Origin of the sequence: Sulfurimonas sp., assembly GCF_029027405.1 — a bacterium.
In the GTDB taxonomy this organism is placed as follows: domain Bacteria; phylum Campylobacterota; class Campylobacteria; order Campylobacterales; family Sulfurimonadaceae; genus Sulfurimonas.
In genome coordinates this window covers 2,454,015-2,472,420 of sequence record NZ_CP093396.1, presented here as the reverse complement: position 1 = coordinate 2,472,420, position 18,406 = coordinate 2,454,015, and the positions used below count along the sequence as shown (strand labels likewise).

18 protein-coding genes and 1 CRISPR repeat array are annotated in these 18,406 nt (G+C 31.8%); of the genes, 14 read left to right on the top strand and 4 right to left on the bottom strand.

Translation table 11 applies throughout. The features are described from left to right. Positions 1–12 precede the first annotated feature (12 nt). From MOV42_RS11990 to MOV42_RS11975, 4 genes are all read left to right on the top strand, one after another. The gene (locus tag MOV42_RS11990) at positions 13–402 is read left to right on the top strand and encodes a DUF6858 family protein (protein ID WP_324171412.1); all 390 of its coding nucleotides are present in this window, start codon (positions 13–15) and stop codon (positions 400–402) included. Positions 403–446: 44 nt separating this feature from the next. Further along, a complete protein-coding gene (locus tag MOV42_RS11985) occupies positions 447–725 on the top strand; it encodes a peptidylprolyl isomerase (protein WP_324171411.1) in 279 nt (92 codons plus the stop codon). Between the two features lie 7 nt (positions 726–732). After that, positions 733–1,575 (top strand): N-carbamoylputrescine amidase, encoded by an 843-nt coding sequence (aguB, locus tag MOV42_RS11980; RefSeq protein WP_324171410.1) that lies wholly within the window; start codon positions 733–735, stop codon positions 1,573–1,575. A 62-nt stretch (positions 1,576–1,637) separates the two neighbouring features. Continuing rightward, on the top strand, positions 1,638–2,441 hold the full coding sequence (locus MOV42_RS11975) for a J domain-containing protein (protein WP_324171409.1): 804 nt from the start codon (positions 1,638–1,640) through the stop codon (positions 2,439–2,441). Here MOV42_RS11975 and MOV42_RS11970 read toward each other — a convergent pair. After that, positions 2,434–3,345 carry a DUF234 domain-containing protein gene (locus MOV42_RS11970; protein ID WP_324171408.1) on the bottom strand — a complete coding sequence of 304 codons (912 nt, stop codon included), beginning with the start codon at positions 3,343–3,345 and terminating at the stop codon, positions 2,434–2,436. The genes MOV42_RS11975 and MOV42_RS11970 overlap by 8 nt on opposite strands. 35 nt (positions 3,346–3,380) lie before the next feature. Next, positions 3,381–4,652 carry a DNA polymerase IV gene (locus MOV42_RS11965; protein ID WP_324171407.1) on the bottom strand — a complete coding sequence of 424 codons (1,272 nt, stop codon included), beginning with the start codon at positions 4,650–4,652 and terminating at the stop codon, positions 3,381–3,383. A 407-nt stretch (positions 4,653–5,059) separates the two neighbouring features. On the opposite strand from MOV42_RS11965, the gene cas9 (MOV42_RS11960) reads away from it, so the two are divergent. From cas9 (MOV42_RS11960) to MOV42_RS11930, 7 genes are all read left to right on the top strand, one after another. Further along, the gene (gene cas9, locus MOV42_RS11960; protein ID WP_324171406.1) at positions 5,060–5,743 is read left to right on the top strand and encodes a type II CRISPR RNA-guided endonuclease Cas9; all 684 of its coding nucleotides are present in this window, start codon (positions 5,060–5,062) and stop codon (positions 5,741–5,743) included. 94 nt (positions 5,744–5,837) lie between these two features. Further along, complete coding sequence (locus tag MOV42_RS11955) at positions 5,838–6,818, top strand: IS5 family transposase (protein ID WP_324170753.1); 981 nt, start codon at positions 5,838–5,840, stop codon at positions 6,816–6,818. Between the two features lie 136 nt (positions 6,819–6,954). Continuing rightward, positions 6,955–9,246 (top strand): type II CRISPR RNA-guided endonuclease Cas9, encoded by a 2,292-nt coding sequence (gene cas9 / locus MOV42_RS11950; protein ID WP_324171405.1) that lies wholly within the window; start codon positions 6,955–6,957, stop codon positions 9,244–9,246. Between the two features lie 10 nt (positions 9,247–9,256). Continuing rightward, the gene (gene cas1 / locus MOV42_RS11945) at positions 9,257–10,150 is read left to right on the top strand and encodes a type II CRISPR-associated endonuclease Cas1 (protein ID WP_324171404.1); all 894 of its coding nucleotides are present in this window, start codon (positions 9,257–9,259) and stop codon (positions 10,148–10,150) included. After that, positions 10,147–10,470: a CRISPR-associated endonuclease Cas2 gene (gene cas2 / locus MOV42_RS11940; protein ID WP_324171403.1), complete on the top strand. Its 324-nt coding sequence runs from the start codon at positions 10,147–10,149 to the stop codon at positions 10,468–10,470. The genes cas1 and cas2 overlap by 4 nt, the downstream gene beginning before the upstream one ends. Before the next feature lie 173 nt (positions 10,471–10,643). Beyond that, positions 10,644–11,797: direct repeats of the CRISPR family, unit length 36 nt; unit sequence AGTATAGCGCATCCGAGTGAGAAAGGGGGCTATAAC. A gap of 85 nt (positions 11,798–11,882) precedes the next feature. Continuing rightward, positions 11,883–13,067, top strand: a complete 1,185-nt coding sequence (locus tag MOV42_RS11935) for an IS3 family transposase (RefSeq protein WP_324171402.1) — start codon at positions 11,883–11,885, stop codon at positions 13,065–13,067. A gap of 42 nt (positions 13,068–13,109) precedes the next feature. Further along, on the top strand, positions 13,110–13,484 hold the full coding sequence (locus MOV42_RS11930) for a hypothetical protein (protein ID WP_324171401.1): 375 nt from the start codon (positions 13,110–13,112) through the stop codon (positions 13,482–13,484). A 582-nt stretch (positions 13,485–14,066) separates the two neighbouring features. Here MOV42_RS11930 and MOV42_RS11925 read toward each other — a convergent pair. Both MOV42_RS11925 and MOV42_RS11920 read right to left on the bottom strand, forming a co-directional pair. Continuing rightward, positions 14,067–14,636, bottom strand: a complete 570-nt coding sequence (locus tag MOV42_RS11925) for a hypothetical protein (RefSeq protein WP_324171400.1) — start codon at positions 14,634–14,636, stop codon at positions 14,067–14,069. 58 nt (positions 14,637–14,694) lie between these two features. Continuing rightward, a complete protein-coding gene (locus tag MOV42_RS11920) occupies positions 14,695–15,381 on the bottom strand; it encodes a response regulator transcription factor (RefSeq protein ID WP_324171399.1) in 687 nt (228 codons plus the stop codon). Between the two features lie 55 nt (positions 15,382–15,436). Between MOV42_RS11920 and MOV42_RS11915 the strand changes: the two genes are divergently transcribed. The 3 genes from MOV42_RS11915 to nfo all read left to right on the top strand — a co-directional run bounded on the left by MOV42_RS11915 (position 15,437) and on the right by nfo (position 18,376). After that, positions 15,437–16,915 (top strand): ATP-binding protein, encoded by a 1,479-nt coding sequence (locus tag MOV42_RS11915; RefSeq protein ID WP_324171398.1) that lies wholly within the window; start codon positions 15,437–15,439, stop codon positions 16,913–16,915. Positions 16,916–17,048: 133 nt separating this feature from the next. Next, entirely contained in the window at positions 17,049–17,519 is a 471-nt protein-coding gene (locus MOV42_RS11910; RefSeq protein WP_324171397.1) for a hypothetical protein, read from the top strand. Further along, positions 17,519–18,376: a deoxyribonuclease IV gene (gene nfo / locus MOV42_RS11905; RefSeq protein ID WP_324171396.1), complete on the top strand. Its 858-nt coding sequence runs from the start codon at positions 17,519–17,521 to the stop codon at positions 18,374–18,376. The genes MOV42_RS11910 and nfo overlap by 1 nt, the downstream gene beginning before the upstream one ends. Positions 18,377–18,406 lie beyond the last annotated feature (30 nt).

The following is an 18,406-nucleotide window of genomic DNA, read 5'->3' as shown; positions in this document are numbered from 1 at the left end:
TAAGGAAGTTAAGTGAAGAAAACGATTTTAATGGAAAAGTATCCAGTTTTTAGTCTGGAAATTCAAAAAAGTGAAACAAGTTATAAAAATGTTAATGAAATAATAGAGTTTTTAAAAACTCTTATTGATGGACATAAAGTAGCAGTTTTTATATCTGTTTTTGACCAATACACACATACCAAAAGCATTGGTGGTGAAATCAATGAAAAACTCTTAGATGCGAAAAACTTAATCTTCTGTTTTGGAAAAGCTATACCAAATAGTAAAATCTTAGCAACAAGACCAAGAAGTTTTGGAGTTTGTGAAACTAAAGGTACTTTTTTAATAGATTTTTTAGAGCCTCCTAGAGAAGAAATGACGCAAATTATGGAGAAATGGGCAAAATCAGTAGTAAATATTTAATATTTTAAAGTAGAATTTTGTAATCAAAAAAAAAGGAAATATAAATGGCTTATGCAACAGCAAGACATATATTAGTAGATAGTGAAGAGGTGTGTAATACGCTTAAAACAGAGATAGATAATGGAGCTTCTTTTGAAGATGTTGCAAAAGCAAATTCTCAATGCCCATCTGGTTCTGCTGGTGGAGACTTAGGTAAATTTGGTCCTGGACAAATGGTACCCGAGTTTGACAAAGTAGTGTTTAGTGGTGATGTTGGTGTTCTTTATGGACCAGTTGAAACTCAGTTTGGTTATCATTTACTAGAAGTTACAAGTAGAGGATAATTTTATAATGCTAAAAGTATCCGCCATTCAAATGGGTATGTGTGATGATGAGAAGGCTAATGTTTTAAAAGCAGAAACCTTTGTTCGCACTTCTTGTGAAAATGGTGCAAAAATTATACTTTTACCAGAACTCTTTTCCTCTCTTTATTTTTGTAAAGATATGGATGAGAAATACTTCTCTTTAGCTTCTACTCTAAAAAATAATTCCCTAGTCAAACGCTTCTCTCACTTAGCAAAAGAATTAAAAGTGGTTATATTAGTAAGTTATTTTGAAAAAAGTGAAAACAACTATTTTAACTCTTTAGTAGTCATAGATGCTAGTGGAGAAGTTATGGATAACTACCGTAAAACTCATATACCAGATGGGGCAGGATATGAAGAGAAGTTTTACTTTAAAGCAGGAGATACAGGCTTTAAAGTTTATGATACTGCTTATGCAAAAATTGGTGTTGGCATCTGCTGGGATCAGTGGTTTTGTGAAACTGCAAGAGCCTTGACTTTAGATGGTGCTGAGATTATTTTTTATCCGTCTGCTATTGGAAGTGAACCTGAAATCAAAATTGACTCAAAAGAGCATTGGCAAAGAGTTCAGATGGGACATGCAGCAACAAATACAGTTCCCGTAGTAGTTGCAAATCGCATAGGATTTGAACAGGGAGAGAGTTGTTCTTTGACTTTTTATGGTTCTTCATTCATAACAGACTATACAGGTGCGATAATTTCAGAGGCATCTAAAGATAAAGAAGAGATAGTTTATGGGGAATTTGACTTAAAAGAGATAAAGAAACAAAGAGAGTATTGGGGACTTTTAAGAGATAGAGAACCTTCTAAATATAAAAATATATGTTAAACTACATATGTGGGAACTATTTTTGCTTTAAGACATGAAAATATATAAAAAAAGGTAGGGCTATGGAAATTGTACTTCGCAATAATCTTATTCTTATCACAACGGGATTTGATACTTTAAATACTAGATGGATGAAAGAATTTTTAAATCATCATGCAAGAGGAATGCTTTTTTTACCAAAGGCAGTTTTAGTATTTAGAAATGAAACACTTACACAAATACGAGAAGAATTTTTAACACAACTTTCACAACATCATGCTGCTAAACATCAATTTAACCATCAGTTTTTTCTGCGTTCAATGTTAAAGTATGGTACTCAACCTATAAAAATAGAGTTAGAAAAACTAGAAGAACCACAAACTGTCAAGGTCAATCTTTATGCTTATGACAAAGATACTGTTTTAATTTCTCTAGATGCTCCAAACTCATGGGTTATTAATTATCTTCGTTCACAGTTAGAAGTTTATGTAGAAAGAGGAACAGACTCTTCCTTAGTTGTAGATGTTAGTGACTACAAGGCAAAAGCAAGACTAGAGAGAGCTTTAAACAAAAGACATATCTTGCATTATCAGATTCAATATACTTACGATAATCATTTTATGTCAAAACTTTATAGTGATTTCGCTTCATTTAGTTTTGGAGATTTATGTAAGGCTGAAGATGAAGATAAAAATATTCGCCTTTACACAGTTTTAGAGTGTCCTGTTGGAGCTTCTCAAGATGCACTTAAAAAGAGTTATAAAAAACTTGTGAAAGTTTACCATCCTGATAAGATTGTACATGAGCATCCAAACATGATAAGTCACTATACTCAAAAGTTTCAACTACTTCAAGAAGCATATAGCGCACTTAGGATTGTTAGTTAATAAAACTTTTTATAAGAGTTGAGTTTAAAGCATTTTTTAAAAGTGCTTCAAAGTTATCAGAAGAGTAAAGTGCTAAATCTTTACTTTGCATACTTTTTAATTCATTAGAAAAACCTCTTTTAGAAAATAAAATTATCTGAAAGGGCTTTATTCCTAATTTTAAACATTTTTCTTCTAGTTTATGAAGTTCACTTTTATTGACTCTATGATTTGTCCACTTACATTCAGCTACATAAATTTCCATTTTGTCTGTTACTGTAAGTATATCTATCTCCATATTTGCATCCCAATAACTTCCAGAGCTTATGATTTGAGCATCTCGTAAGTTGTAGTTTAGTAAAACTTCTGATAACTCCTCAAATACTAAACTTGTGTAGCTATTTTGTTTATTTTGAATACTTTTAAAAAGTTTGTTGTAGTTTTTTTCTTTAATTTCTCTTATATGCGGGTATATAAAGTAAAACCAAAATCTTATAAATGGGTAAGTGAAGAGAACTTTATGAGAGATTCTATGTTTAGAGATTTTATTAGCTTCTGATTCTCTTGAATACTCAATCTGAACTATGCCTTTTTCTTGTAGGTAATTTAATGCTCCCCCACCATTTCCATTGTTCAAACCTGCTCTTTTAAAGGCAGAAAATATTTTTCTATCTCCAACTGCTAAAGCACTGAGAAGTCTTTTATTATTTGGCTCATTTAGTGTTAGTTGTTCTATCTTTTCATTTAAAGTATCAAAATTTTGAAGTATGAGTTCTTCTATGAGTTGTGTTAGTGGTTTTGAAGTGTCAACATCCCAACCAAGACCACCAAATATGGAAAAATAGTTGATTTGAGTTTCCATATCATCAGGAAAATTTCTAAAATAAAAGGAACGAAATTGTTCTAAAAGTTTTGAGTTTGTCATTGGTATAAGTTTAACATAAAATAATTATCTTTTTGTTAAAACTCACTTCCCCATTTTATGGCATCTATACCATACTTTTCTCTTAGTTCGTGAGTAGAATCTGTTAGTTTTTTCATCTTTTGCTCATCATAAAAACCTATGAGAGATAACTCTTTTTTGGAGTCCCTTGTAAAACTTGAACAGTTGATACTAAGCCTAATAACACGAAGTCGCCTTTGATTGTCTGCTTTATTAAAAAGTTTTATACACAAAGAGTCAAACTTTTTTTCTGTAAAAATTTCACTAAGAGATAAGTTAATATGAGATTTTTGATTCATTTCATAAGCGATACTAAGATGAAAAATAGTAGGAATAACTTTTAATTTTAATATAGCAAAGTTTAGATGCCGAGAGAGTACATGAACTCTTCTTTTTAATTCTTCTCTATCATAGAGTGGGTCAAAAGTTCTTGATATTCCTATGGATTTTCTTCTGTGTGTAGTCTGAATGGGGGCATCTGTAAGTCCACTAACTCTTTTATATAGCTCTTTTGCATAAGGACTCCATGACTCTAAAGTTCCTCTTCTTTGTTTTAACTCACCGAGTGTATGAATCTGTACCGACTTAAGTCGTGCTTTCATACTCTTTCCAATGCCTGCAAATTCTCCAACTGGTATGTTTTGTATGAAACTATCAAGTTCATCTTTGTAAATAGTTTTACAGCCAAAAGGTTTAGCTGCAGTAGTTGCAAGTTTAGCAATATAGCGAGTGTTTGCTGCTCCGATAGAAACTGGAAGTTTTAAGACTTTTTTTATTTCATGTTTAAGGTTGTCTATAAACTGCTCAATGTCATCATCTTCTATCCAACCACTTAAATCACCATAAAACTCATCAATACTGGCTTGTTCGATAATAGGAATCTTAGATGCTAAAAACTCATGTAACTGATGTGATAGTTCTTGATATAAAGACATATTTGGTGCTTTTATGATTAGATGAGGGCAAAGTCCTAAAGCTTCTCTTATGCTCATAGCAGTTTTAACACCAAAGGCTCTTGCTTCATAAGAAGATGTTGTAAGTATACCTCTGACTTTTCCATTTGCATCTTTAAATGCATCTAGGTCGTCATCACTTTCTTCATAAGCCTTGTAAAATGTAGGAACAAAACTTCCTGAATTCTCAAAACTTACGGTTTGTTTTTTCGCCTCACTATTAAAAATCTTAGTATCACTTCTTCCACCAATAGCAACTGCTTTATTTTCCAGTGAAGAATCTTTTATACGAGAAGCACTTACAAAAAAGCAGTCTATATCTATATGTATTTTCATTTTTCCATTTATGTTATGATTTCAACATAAGTGATTAGAAGAGTTAAACTCTTCTAATCTTAAAGCTGACTTTGAATTTCCAGATTCTAAAAGCCAACTTTAGTCTAAACCTTTTGATAAGGTTAGCCTTATGTTGAATCTGTCCCAGCAAGAAATTGCTGGGAACATTATAATCTTACACAAAAAAATCACATAAACTGAAAAATATGACAGATTGACATTAAAATAAAATATATATAGGGAAGTTGCATAAGAAGTACGGCATTTTGATAGGATGAACAGTGTTCAGTTAAGTCTAAGACAGCCTTGCAGAGGGAACCGCAACCTCTTTATTATAGCCCACTCGTTTCTCACTCGGATAAACTATTACTGTTATGATATAATTGTTTTAATTAAAGGTGGTTGAAATGGAAAAAGTAATTTTAGGATTGGATTTAGGAATAACTTCTATTGGTTGGGCTTTAGTTAATACAAATGATGAAAATCCAGATAAAAATGAAATCATTGATAGCGGTGTGCGCATATTTACTATTGCGGAGCACCCAAAAGATGGAAAATCTTTAGCACTTCCAAGGCGTGAAGCTAGAGGTGCAAGGCGGACTATAAAAAGAAAGGCTCAAAAACTTCGAGCTATCAAAAGACTACTCCTAAAACGTAAAATAATTACTCAAAATGAAATAGATAATCTTTTCATTGGAAATAAAGGTCAAAAAGATGTTTGGGATTTAAGAAGAGATGCCCTTTACAGAGAGCTAGATGTAAAAGAACTTTCTCGAATTATGATACATCTTGCAAAGCATAGAGGATATTTTTCAAATCGTAAAAGTGAAGAGCCTAGCGATAATGAAGGAAAAGCTGTTTTATCAGGAATAGGTCATAACAAAGATATTTTAGAAAATTCAAAATATTTGACAGTAGGTGAATATATATCAACAAAAGTTAAAAAACGAAATGGTAAAGATACTGAAGGCAAATTAAATTATGAAAATTCTGTATCAAGAGCAATGCTTATAGATGAGATTAATATTATCTTCTCAAAGCAACAAGAATTTGGAAGTAAGTTAGTAAGCGATGAACTTTTACATAATTGAACCCTCTGAACAATCAAGCAATTTAACTTAACCTCCCTCAAACCAATAATTAGCTAAAATAAATATACTAAGAAGCCAAGTTTGAGGGATAAATATGCAACTAAGTTTTTTTGACCATGCCATGAAATACCAAGGTGGTAAGAAGAGTATGAAGTTTTTAAATGAGATGAAAGAGATTATTCCATTTGAAGCTATTGAGAAGATACTTATAGAGAAAAATGTATACAAACCCAACAAAGGTAAGACAGGAAGACCATCTATTCCATCAAAGATATTAGTAGGCTCACTTTTTTTACAAAACTGGTATGGATTGTCAGACCCAATGACCGAAGAGCTTATACATGACCGTATAAGCTTCAGAAAGTTTCTTGATATAAGAGATGAAGATACTATTCCAGATGAAACAACTATTTGTAAATTTAGAAACAAGCTTATCAAAGAAGAGATACTTGGTGATATATTTGAAGAAGTAAAAAAGATGATGGAATCTAAAAGACTTATACTCAATGAGGGAACTCTTATAGACGCTACTCTCATCCACTCAAGCGAACCAAAGAGAAAAAAAGATGACAAGGGTAAAGTTATTTCAAATAAAGCCCATGATTCTGATGCAACCTATACTTCAAAAAGAGGTCGTAAACATCATGGATTAAAGATGCATATAGCAACTGATACAAACGGTATCATCAAAAAAGTAATAGCTACAACTGCATCAACACACGATAGTACACAGTTTGATAAGCTGACAGAAGATGAAAATAAAGCAATATTCGCAGATAGCGGCTATATGCAAAAGGCAAGAAAAGTGGCACTAAGAGCAAAAGGTATTTTTGCTGGTATAGTTGAAAGACGAGTAAGAGGTCAATCGAAACTAAGACCTAAACAATCAAGAAATAATACAAGATTCTCAAAGATAAGATGTCTCGTGGAATTACCATTCGCATTTATAAAACAACATATGAACTTCAGAAAAACCAGATATCGGGGAATAGAGAAAAATCAACAACACTTTTTTATGTTGGCTGCTTGTTATAATCTGAGACGGACACCTGCACTGGTAAGGGCTAGGAACTGATACAAAAGGAACAAAATAAGGTTCTAACATGCTAATAAATAGTAGAAATATAGAAAAACAAGACAGAAACTCACTTCAAAATTGAAAGAGAATTTTTAAAATGATAGAATATTAGTATAAAGAAGAATCATCTGGCTTGTTCAGAGGGTTCAATTATAAAGATATAGCATTTGAACAACGACCTTTAAAATCAGTAGCTGATATGGTTGCATATTGTCCATTTGAAGTTGATGAAAAAAGAGCATCAAAAAGTTCTTACACATTTGAGTATTTTAGAGCCTTGCAAAAACTAAAAAATCTTCGTTTATTAACTAATGACAAAGAAGTTTTATTTTCTAAAGAACAAGTAAATCAAGCTATATATGAAGCAAAAAATAAACCAACACCAAGAACATATAAACAGATTAGAAAACTTTTTAGTATAGATGAAAGTATTAAGTTTAAAGGTTTAGTTTATTATGACCATAAAACGGGAGAAACTGCAAAAAAAGACCCTGAAAGTGAAAAATTAATCGATTTTACTGCATATCAAAAAATAAAAAAAGTTATTCAAAAATCAGATAATCTTTATTGGCAAAAGATAGAAAATGATAGTGACATACTAGATGCGCTAGCTACAGTTTTAACTACTGAAAAAAATGATAAAGAATCTAGGAAACAATTTCAAGAGATTGTTGAGAGTAAAAAAGCTTGTGAAGCTTTACTCTCTTTGTCTTTTTCAAAGTTCGGGCATCTAAGCAATACCGCTATAAAAAAAATAATTCCATTTTTAGAAGATGGACTTGATTATGATGTGGCTTGTACGGAAGCTAAATATGATTTTAAGGCTATTTTTCAAGGGGATAAAACTTTACATTTACCACCGCTTACTAAACAAGAAAATCTAGAAATGACAAATCCAGTTGTAAAAAGAGCAATAGCTCAGATGCGTCTTGTTTATAACGCTATAGCTAGAAAATATGGAAGTATAGATGCTGTGCATGTAGAGTTTACTAGAGATATAAAAAACTCGCATGATGATAGACGAAAGATAGAAAAAGCTCAGGGAGAATTTAGAGATACAAAAGAAAAGGCACGAGAACAAGCTATAGATAAATTGGGTAAAGAACCAAATGCGAAAGAGCTTCTTAAGTTTAGACTTTGGGAAGAACAAAATGGATATTGTATATATAGCGGGGATTATATAAACCCTCATATGTTAGCTGACTCGTATGCTACAGAAGTTGACCATATACTTCCATATAGTCGTTCTCTTGATGATAGTTTAAATAACAAAGTATTGTGTTTCACAAAGGAGAACCAAGATAAGGGAAATAAAACTCCCTATGAGTATATAGATTCAGATAAATGGGATATATTTGTTGGAAGAATTGAAGGTTTGAAAAATCTTAAATATGCTAAAAAAAATAGACTGATAAAAACTAATTTTGATGAAAGTAGTGCAAAAGATTTTAGAGAAAGAAATAAGGTGGATACCTCTTATATATCTAAGTTTGTTAAAAATTACATAGAATCACATGTAGAGTTTAAAGACTCAAAAATGAAACGACATGTATTTACAATGAATGGGATGCTGACTTCACAACTTCGTTATAAATGGGGAGTAGGAGATAAAAATAGAGACAATCATTTGCATCATGCAGAAGATGCAATCATACTTGCATTTTCAACACAGTCTATGGTTAAAGCATTGTCTACAGTTTCTGCAAGAAAAGAAACAGAAGGTTTTAAATATAAGTCAAAAGAAGAAAAATCAAAATTTTTAAGATTTACAACTCCTTTAGATGAGTTTCATAAAAAAGTAAAAGAGAGTTTAGAAGATATATTTGTTTCTCATATGCCAAGGAGGAAGATTGGTGGGGCAGCTCATAAGGCTACTATATATAGTGATAAAACTTTAAGCATGAAAAAAGAAAATGGAAAAGTAGATGTTTTAAAAGGCGGTAGTATTAAAAACAATGTAAAACTCAAACATGGAATAGCTTTAAATGATGGTATGCCTAGAGTGGACTTATTTCAAAACAAAAAAACAAAAAAATATTATCTTGTTCCTATTTATGTGAGTGATTTTGTAAAAGATAAGTTGCCAAATAAGGCGATAGTAGCGCATAACAAACCATGGATAGAAATGGATGAAGAGTATGAGTTTAAGTTTTCTTTTTATAAAAGGGATTTGATAGAGGTGAAGACTAAAAAAACAGCTACTAAAGAGTCAATTCAACTGTTGGGGTATTATGATAGCACACATAGTGGGACTGCTAATTTGAAGATAAAAGCTCATGATGGAGCGAATGAGTATAGTTTAGGCTCTCAAAATTTAGTATTTATAAAAAAATACCAAGTAGATGCTTTAGGGAACTATATAGAAGTGAAAAATGAAAAAAGACAAGGAACTATAAAAGAGGGTAGATTAAAAAGAAAAAAATAAAGGAGAAAAGATGAGTGCATGGCGAACTATTTTAGTAACGAAACCGTGTAGATTAAGTATGAAAAACTTACAACTTGTATATGAACCTAAAGATGAAGCTACTATCACCGTTCCACTTGAAGATATAACAGTTATAGTTTTAGAAAGTAACCAAGCGACAATGACAGTCGCCCTTTTGAGTATGTGTGCTGAAAAAAATATAGCTCTTTTTACTTGCGATAATTATCATATGCCGAACGGTTTATTTATTCCGTTTCATCAACACTCAAGATTTTCTCAAATATCTCATATACAAAGAGATATGAAACTTCCACTTAAAAAACAGATTTGGCAGAAAATAATCACCCAAAAAATCATAAACCAATCACAGCTTTTAGCATATTTTGAAAAAGACAATATACAAGTTAAGTTGCTTACAAATAAAGTAAAATCAGGAGATAGTGAAAATTTAGAAGCTTTAGCTGCAAGAAGATACTGGAGTGTGCTTTTTGATAATTTTACGCGTGATCAAAAAAATGGAGATCCTAGAAATATAGCACTAAACTATGGATATGCGATAGTTCGTGGGGCAGTTGCAAGGTCTTTAGTGTCTTATGGACTTTTACCAACTTTTGGAGTTTTTCATCACTCAGAACTAAACGCTTATAATTTGGCTGATGATATGATAGAACCATTAAGACCAATGGTTGATATGGTTGTTAAAAAGCTTGAGATAGATGATGAACTTGATGTGCATTTAGGTATAAGTGTAAAATCTGCACTTTTAAATGTGCTTGTAATGCAGATGAGGTTAAATGAGGAAAATGTTACTGTATTAAATGTGTGTGACATAATGGCTTTTAGTTTTGTAAAATCTTTAAAAGTTAATGATGTGAGTAGTTTAAAACTACCATCTGTGTTATGAGTAGTTCTAGATTTATGTGGATTTTTGTATTTTTTGATTTACCTACTAAAACAAAGAAAGAGCGAAAAAAATATACTAATTTTAGAAGATTTTTGCTCAAAGATGGTTTTACAATGATGCAGTTTTCAGTATATAGTAGAATTTGTAAGGGTGATGATAGTTTAGATACTCATAAAAAAAGAGTGAAAGAGCATATCCCAGCAAAAGGACATATACGGATGCTCTCTATTACCGATTTACAGTATTCTAAAATGGAAACATTAGTTGGTATAAAAAAAGAAGAAGAGAAGTTAGAAAAAAAGCAACTATTACTTTTTTAATGAAGTGGGTAAAAATGAAACAAAATACTCTGCAAATTGATAAAAATACTTAAAAATAAAATAAAAAAACTTAAAAAAATACACTAAAATCAATATTATTTAAATAATTTAGAGATATTTTTAAAAAAGAATTAGCGATTAAACCCACTAACTAGAGGGGTTTAAAAGCTAGTAGTATAGCGCATCCGAGTGAGAAAGGGGGCTATAACACGATTCGCCATTGCAAAGCTTCTGTAGGTAGTATAGCGCATCCGAGTGAGAAAGGGGGCTATAACAACATCAGCTCAATGATAACTTTTACAACTAGTATAGCGCATCCGAGTGAGAAAGGGGGCTATAACGCAATGATGAGCGGAGTATTTTTAGGAGGAGTATAGCGCATCCGAGTGAGAAAGGGGGCTATAACATTGGAAGTGATATTAAAGTCATAAGGCTCAGTATAGCGCATCCGAGTGAGAAAGGGGGCTATAACGACCTCGACCTTAGAGGCAATCATTATTCAAGTATAGCGCATCCGAGTGAGAAAGGGGGCTATAACTTGACCTATATCTGCAAGTACTTGTGTGATAGTATAGCGCATCCGAGTGAGAAAGGGGGCTATAACCCACCTGTTAATCCTGTGTTTTGAGCATCAAGTATAGCGCATCCGAGTGAGAAAGGGGGCTATAACTCAGTACTCGCTCCAATGAACGCAGCATCTAGTATAGCGCATCCGAGTGAGAAAGGGGGCTATAACAAAATTTCAATCACTTCTACTACTGTTTCAGTATAGCGCATCCGAGTGAGAAAGGGGGCTATAACTCTTTAACTCTTGTTTCTTCTCTTTGTATTAGTATAGCGCATCCGAGTGAGAAAGGGGGCTATAACCTGTAGAGTCGGCACGCCCGCCCGCAGTTGAGTATAGCGCATCCGAGTGAGAAAGGGGGCTATAACTGTATGGGACTTTTGATATGCTCATTGATTAGTATAGCGCATCCGAGTGAGAAAGGGGGCTATAACGCTATTAAAAATGCAATGGCAAACAGACTGAGTATAGCGCATCCGAGTGAGAAAGGGGGCTATAACTCATTCATAAACTCAAGCATCACCTTACGAGTATAGCGCATCCGAGTGAGAAAGGGGGCTATAACTAGCGAAATTACGGTAGTTCAGGAATAAAAGTATAGCGCATCCGAGTGAGAAAGGGGGCTATAACATAAATTGACTCCACTGTGATCATCTTTTTAGTATAGCGCATCCGAGTGAGAAAGGGGGCTATAACTAGCGAAATTACGGTAGTTCAGGAATAAAAAGTATAGCGCATCCGAGTGAGAAAGGGGGCTATTATACTACCCCAAGAAAATCAAACAACTATTTCTAAAGTTTAATTCTTAAAAGAGTAAAATTAAACAATAAAAATAGAAGGTAATCTTATGAGTCGAAAAAGAACAACATATACAGCAGAATTCAAGACAAAGTTAGTTTTAGAAGTTTTAAAAGAAGATAAGACACTAAATGAAATAGCAAGTGTAAATAATATCACACCAAAAAACTTACAAAATTGGAAGAAGATATTTTTGGAAAATGCAGAAGTTGCGATGGAACCTGCAAAAGTAATTAAAGAGTACAAAGAAGAGAATGTAAGATTACAAGCTAAACTTGATGAATATGCAAAGGTTGTAGGTCAACTAACAGTAGAGAAGGACTGGGCGGTGGGAAAGTTAAGCAGCTTGGACTCTAGCTATAAAAAGGAGTTGATTGATAGAGATGAAAATAAGGCATTATCAGTTGTAAAACAATGTAATCTTATTAACTATAACAGAAGTAATTTGTTCTATGCACCAATGGTAAATCTTGCTAAAAATGTAATTAAAAAACATATAGAAAAAGTATTTGAAGAGATACCAAGCTATGGCTATATGAAAGTGTATCATCAACTACTAGAGGATGGTTTTCGTGTCAGTCCCAACACAGTGCTGGCATACCGTAGAGAGTTAGGATTACAGGCTGTTTTAGCTGTAAGACCACTAAATACAAGCTGGGCGGACAAGCAACATCATAAATACTCTTACAAAATAAGAGGATTAGATATCGTAAGAGCAAACCAAGTATGGTCAACAGATATAACCTATATTAAAATTAAAGGTGGTATGGTCTATATGGCTGCCATAATTGATTGGTATTCTAAAGCAATATTATCTTGGCGAATATCCAACACAATGGATACAGATTTAGTCATGGGTGTACTAGATGAAGCACTCGCACTCTATGGTAAGCCTGAGATATTTAATACTGATCAAGGGTCACAATATACAAGCTGTATCCACACTCAAACATTAAAAGATAATGACATAATTATCTCTATGGATGGCAAAGGTAGAGCAACAGATAATATTTGTATTGAGAGGTTCTGGAGAAGTGCTAAAGTTGAAAAAATATACCTCAATGAATATGAGAGAGTATCAATTCTCAAAAGTGATGTTAAGGATTATATAGAATTTTATAATCACAGAAGATTTCATGAGACATTGAAATATAAAAAACCTATGAATGTTTATTATGATAGTTTAAAAATCAATGATGAGAATTACACTAAATCTAGTGAAAATGTAGCATAGGGTAACAGGTATTTAGGGAATTAGATTTTTGAAAAAGTTGTCTTGACTTATTGGGGTAGTATAGGGGGCTATAACTCAAGTAGCCTTTTTAATCCTCTTGGTGTCAGTATAGCGCATCCGAGTGAGAAAGGGGGCTATAACTCAAGCTCTATTTGGTATGAGGTGCGTGTAAGTATAGCGCATCCGAGTGAGAAAGGGGGCTATAACTCAAGCTCTATTTGGTATGAGGTGCGTGTAAGTATAGCGCATCCGAGTGAGAAAGGGGGCTATAACAAAACAGATGAAGTGGGTGAAGCTTATGTAACATTGGTAGAAGAAAAGACAGCGATTAATTTAAGTGGCTATCACAGAATTATTGATAACTATTCAATGCTCCATATCTTCGATAAGCATGGCATAGATGCTGAATTTAGATGAGGTCAAATACCAATCAAAGTTGATGATATTGCAAAGACACCTGAGATAGTAGCAAACGCCTATGAAATCACATTAAGTAAACATACAAATGGTCGTGATATCTTAAAACCTGCATTCAACCAATAAGTGCAACAAATCAAAGAAATGTATAGAGGTTGATTGTAGTAAGATATAAACCTAAACCCACTAAGATTTGGAGCAATATTAAAATTTCAAGAAAAACTTCTTCTAAATATAGTGCGGAAGCTGCTCAAATTAATGCAAGAATACGAAGGTTTCTTTGGTACAATTGTTGGAAATATGGCATTATGAAAAAGGTTTTTGTTGCATTTGTAACTTGAATTCAGGGTTAGAAGAGATAAGAGAGAAAATAAGGAGTTAGTTCCTAAAACAATGTACAAAAAGAGGGTAAGTCCACCGTTCCATCTTATGAAGATGGCGAGCAAATGGTTGATAAAAAACCCCTCCTCGCAGCGTCCGAAAAAACTCTCTCTTATGACACAAGTGTAGCACAAATTTGAGAATTAAACTTTATAAAAAACTGTCTAAAGAAGATTAGTAGGTAAATAGAGTGAAACCCATCTATTTACACTGTTTTGAAAGATTCATCGAAAATGAAATTGGGATATCAAACCAACCTTTATTTAGATGTCCAGCTACATTTTTATTTAATACAAATAATGCTTTTTTCATTCCAAAATCCATACCATCAATAACACCAGATGCTATTACTTGATTATCTTTTACAAGGTACTTCATTGGAATTATTTTAGTAGTTTTATTGAGCTGAAATTCAACGAAAAGTTCTTTTTGATTAACACCAGTAATTTTACCAGTAATATTTTGAGTCTCTAAATTAGCCACAAAATACTTTAATATATTCTCATTTTTGACAGCGCTTTTTGCATCTATATTTTTGAAAGAGATAGCAATTTGTGCATCTTTGAGTAGTGTTTTTAGTGAGTTTGCATTTCTAGGTGTCGTGAGTTTTACATCATTAAATGTTCCACTTACACCAACTTTTGCCAATGTTTTAAAAGATGTCCATTTTACATCAATATTGTCTGCATTAAAACACTCTTTAGCATAAATACTAGAAGAGAGAGAGGCTATAAGAAGCGTAGAGATTGTTAAAGTTTTGATCGATTTCATTATGAATTCCTTAATTTGGTTTGTGAAATTGTAATATAGGGTTGTGTCTTATTTGTGTCTATATAAAAGGAGTATTAATGGTGTAACCTTGATTTTGAATATTTCGTATGTAATTTTTTGGCAACTTTATACGAATTTTTTTAATAAACTGTCTTACAGCATGCTCAGAAAATACTTCTAATTTTAGTACATATTCAATCTCATCATAACTTATGAGTGATTTTTTCTTTAGAAGTAAGGATAAAAAGTTTAATTCTTTTGTTGTAAGAGAAGTATGTATATCTTTAAAAATGATGCTACTTTGGTGCTTGTCCAATATATACCCATCTCCTAGTGCTATCACTTGAGCAGTAGATTTTTTTTCAAGGAATTTTTCAAAAACTTCATTAAGTTTATTTTTTGTAATTGGCTTAATAATATATTTGAGTAAATTAAGTTCTGTTGCAAGAAGCATCAAGTCTAAATCTGTATGAGCACTAATAATTGCGATTGCTGTTGTCTCATCAGTTTTTCTAATCTGTTTTATCATCATTAACCCATTGAGTTTTGGCATTTTAATATCACTTAAAATTAAGTCAGGTTTATGTTGTTTATATAAAGACAATGCATGTAGTCCATCTTTTGCTATATGAACTTCTTTAAAAATTGCACAAAGAATCTCCCCAATCTCTTCTTGTATACCAATTTCATCTTCTACAAAAAGAATAGTTGAAGTGTTTAATAGTGAAATAAGTTCTTTCGTCATATAATCCCTTCGATAAAAACTATTATATAATAATTTTATTATATAAAGGAATCTAATGTTGAAGCTATTTTTTAAAAGTAAAATATTGATTTCTATTTGGTTGGTCTCCATAATTATCATTAGTTCATTGTTCTTCTTTATTCCCTATATTACAGAAAAAAATCTTATTGAATTGGTTAAAAAAAATAGTCAAAATAATGTAGAACAGATTAAATTAACTCGCTCATATTATTTAGATTGGGTTGTTAAAGATATAAAAAATAGTAATATAAAGAGTCTCTCTTTTGGGGTTAATCATAAAAATAGTTCTCATATTCTTCCCCTCCCTGCAACTACTATTCATGATTTAAGTGATCTTTTTTCGCAAAATAGTGGAGTTAAATTTAGTACATATAGTAATTTTCCATTTAAAAATAGAAAAAATAGAGTTTTAACACAAGATGAAAAGCAGACCCTAAGGGACATAGAAAGTAGTGGAGGTATTGTTATTAAAAAGAAGCAGCTTGATGGTAAAGCTGTCTTAATCGTAGCTATAGCAGATTATATGAGTAATATATCTTGTGTCAATTGTCATAACAATCACTCAGACAAAATGTGGGAAAATAATAAATGGAAAGTTGGAGATATACGAGGTGTGATTGAGGTAACTACACCGCTGGAAGAGTCACTAATGGCATCTAAAAAAATGAGAAATATGATTTTATTATTTATCGCTTTTGTCTTTTTTGTTTTGTTTTTATATTACTCTTATATGCTCTTAAGAAGAGAGGAAGAGTTACTTAAGGTAAATGAGATTCTTGATGAGCGTGTAAAAGCAGAGATTTTAAAAAATCAAGAAAAGGAACAAGTGTTAATTCAAAAAGCAAAACTTAGTTCTCAAGGTGAGATGATAAACAGTATTGCACATCAATGGAGACAGCCGATTAATGAGCTTTCATCTATTTTTATGAATCTTGAATTTAAACACTCAATGAATAAATTAAGTAAAGAGATGATGATTTTAAAGGTGAGTAAAGCTGAAAATATTTTAACCTTTATGTCTAATACAATAGAAGATTTTAGAAATTTTTTTAAATTAGATAAAGAAAAAGTCTCCTTTAATCTACATGATTTAGTAGATGAGATTTTAAATATTTCAAATATCACTTTTGCTCAAAATAGTATTAAAGTTCACAAAAGCATAGATAAGGAACAAGAAATATTTGCTTATAAAAATGAACTTGCACAGGTACTTTTAAATTTATTAGAAAATGCAAAAGATGCATTAGTTGAGAAAAAGATAGAAGAACCCTCTATCTTTATTAGTTTGAAAAAAAGTAAAAGTACTCTTTACATTAGTGTAAAAGATAATGCTAAAGGAATCCCCAAAGAGCATATGGCAAAGATTTTTGATTTGTATTTTAGTACAAAATTAGAGGGTAGTGGTATAGGTTTATATATATCTAAACTCATTATTGAAAAACATTTTAATGGGAAAATAAAGGTGCTTAGTACAAAAAATGGGGCAGAGTTTATCGTAGAAATAAGGATATAAAAAAGTAAGTAAGATATGTTAAACATGACATTTTACTAAAAATTGATTATAATTTCAAATAATAGAGAAGTTTAAGGAAATAATTTATGGTACAAGTGCAGCGAAGAAGTGTAGAAAATTTATACAAAAATAAATGAAATACTTACTATTAGTAGCAGTTATTCTTTTTTTTAGTGCATGTAGTGTTAAAAACTATGAAAAGACTCAAACAAAAATCATCATTATAAAATCACCGCAGATTAAGTTTGCTGACTTAGGTTACATTAGAAGCCGTGATAAAGCTATAGAATTAGAACTTTTTAGTGCAGGAAAATCGATACAAAAGATAGAAATAAATCATCTAATTTGTGTTAATGAAGGCTGTATGAGTAAAAGCGGCTTTAATGAAGACTACTTAAACAAAACATATCCTAGTGATATACTCCAAAATATACTTTTATCAAATAGCATCTATGATGGAGAAAATCTTATAAAAGCAGAAGATGGTTTTTTACAAAAAATAAAAAATAAAAATGTAGATATAACATACAGAGTTACTTCAAATGTTACATTTTTTAAAGATAAAAAAAATAAAATAATTTTCAAAATCAAGGACACAAAATAATGGATAAAATAAATACAAAATTTGTAGGAGCTCATACTTCAGCAAGTGGTGGAGTTTTTAATGCAGTAACAAATGCAAAAGAGATAGGTGCAAAAGCCTTCGCCCTTTTTACAAAAAACCAAAGAAGATGGGATGCAAAAGAGCTAGATGCTCAAACCATAGATAAATTTCAAAGTGCTTTAGAAGAAAGTGGAATTTTAGCGAAGCATATATTGCCCCATGATTCATACCTTATAAATTTAGGTCACCCTGATGAGCAAAAGCTTATAAAAAGTAGAGTAGCTTTTGTTGATGAGTTACAACGATGTGAACAACTTGGTCTTGATAGACTGAACTTTCACCCAGGGAGTCACTTAAAAGAGATAAGTGAAGATGAATGTTTAAGTAAAATATCTGAGTCTATAAATATGGCTCTTGATAAAACTACTGGCGTAAAGGCTGTCATAGAAAACACAGCAGGACAAGGAAGTAACTTAGGTTATAAGTTTGAGCATCTAGCGCAAATAATCGACAAGGTAGAAGACAAAAGCAGAGTTGGCATCTGCATAGATACTTGTCATATGTTTGTAGCTGGTTATGACATAAGAACAAGAGAGGCTTACGATAAAACTTGGGCTGAGTTTGAAAAAATTGTAGGGTTTAAATACTTAATGGGAATGCATTTAAACGATTCTAAACCGCCTTTAGGTTCAAAAAAAGACAGACATCATTCTCTTGGAGAAGGAGAAATAGGTCTAGATGCTTTTAGATTTTTGATGAATGATAAACGCATGGATGATATACCGCTTATACTTGAAACAATTGATGATAAAATCTGGAAAAATGAAATAGAACTTCTTTACTCTTTTGTAGATTAAGCAAAACTTATGTAAGATTGAAGAAAATAT

Bases quoted from the DNA above. Each gene is read 5' to 3' on its own strand.
- MOV42_RS11985 (WP_324171411.1), top strand. From the start codon at position 447: ATGGCTTATGCAACAGCAAGACATATATTAGTAGATAGTGAAGAGGTG.
- aguB (WP_324171410.1), top strand. From the start codon at position 733: ATGCTAAAAGTATCCGCCATTCAAATGGGTATGTGTGATGATGAGAAG.
- MOV42_RS11975 (WP_324171409.1), top strand. From the start codon at position 1,638: ATGGAAATTGTACTTCGCAATAATCTTATTCTTATCACAACGGGATTT.
- MOV42_RS11970 (WP_324171408.1), bottom strand. From the start codon at position 3,345: ATGACAAACTCAAAACTTTTAGAACAATTTCGTTCCTTTTATTTTAGA.
- MOV42_RS11965 (WP_324171407.1), bottom strand. From the start codon at position 4,652: ATGAAAATACATATAGATATAGACTGCTTTTTTGTAAGTGCTTCTCGT.
- cas9 (WP_324171406.1), top strand. From the start codon at position 5,060: ATGGAAAAAGTAATTTTAGGATTGGATTTAGGAATAACTTCTATTGGT.
- MOV42_RS11955 (WP_324170753.1), top strand. From the start codon at position 5,838: ATGCAACTAAGTTTTTTTGACCATGCCATGAAATACCAAGGTGGTAAG.
- cas1 (WP_324171404.1), top strand. From the start codon at position 9,257: ATGAGTGCATGGCGAACTATTTTAGTAACGAAACCGTGTAGATTAAGT.
- cas2 (WP_324171403.1), top strand. From the start codon at position 10,147: ATGAGTAGTTCTAGATTTATGTGGATTTTTGTATTTTTTGATTTACCT.
- MOV42_RS11935 (WP_324171402.1), top strand. From the start codon at position 11,883: ATGAGTCGAAAAAGAACAACATATACAGCAGAATTCAAGACAAAGTTA.
- MOV42_RS11925 (WP_324171400.1), bottom strand. From the start codon at position 14,636: ATGAAATCGATCAAAACTTTAACAATCTCTACGCTTCTTATAGCCTCT.
- MOV42_RS11920 (WP_324171399.1), bottom strand. From the start codon at position 15,381: ATGACGAAAGAACTTATTTCACTATTAAACACTTCAACTATTCTTTTT.
- MOV42_RS11915 (WP_324171398.1), top strand. From the start codon at position 15,437: ATGTTGAAGCTATTTTTTAAAAGTAAAATATTGATTTCTATTTGGTTG.
- MOV42_RS11910 (WP_324171397.1), top strand. From the start codon at position 17,049: ATGAAATACTTACTATTAGTAGCAGTTATTCTTTTTTTTAGTGCATGT.
- nfo (WP_324171396.1), top strand. From the start codon at position 17,519: ATGGATAAAATAAATACAAAATTTGTAGGAGCTCATACTTCAGCAAGT.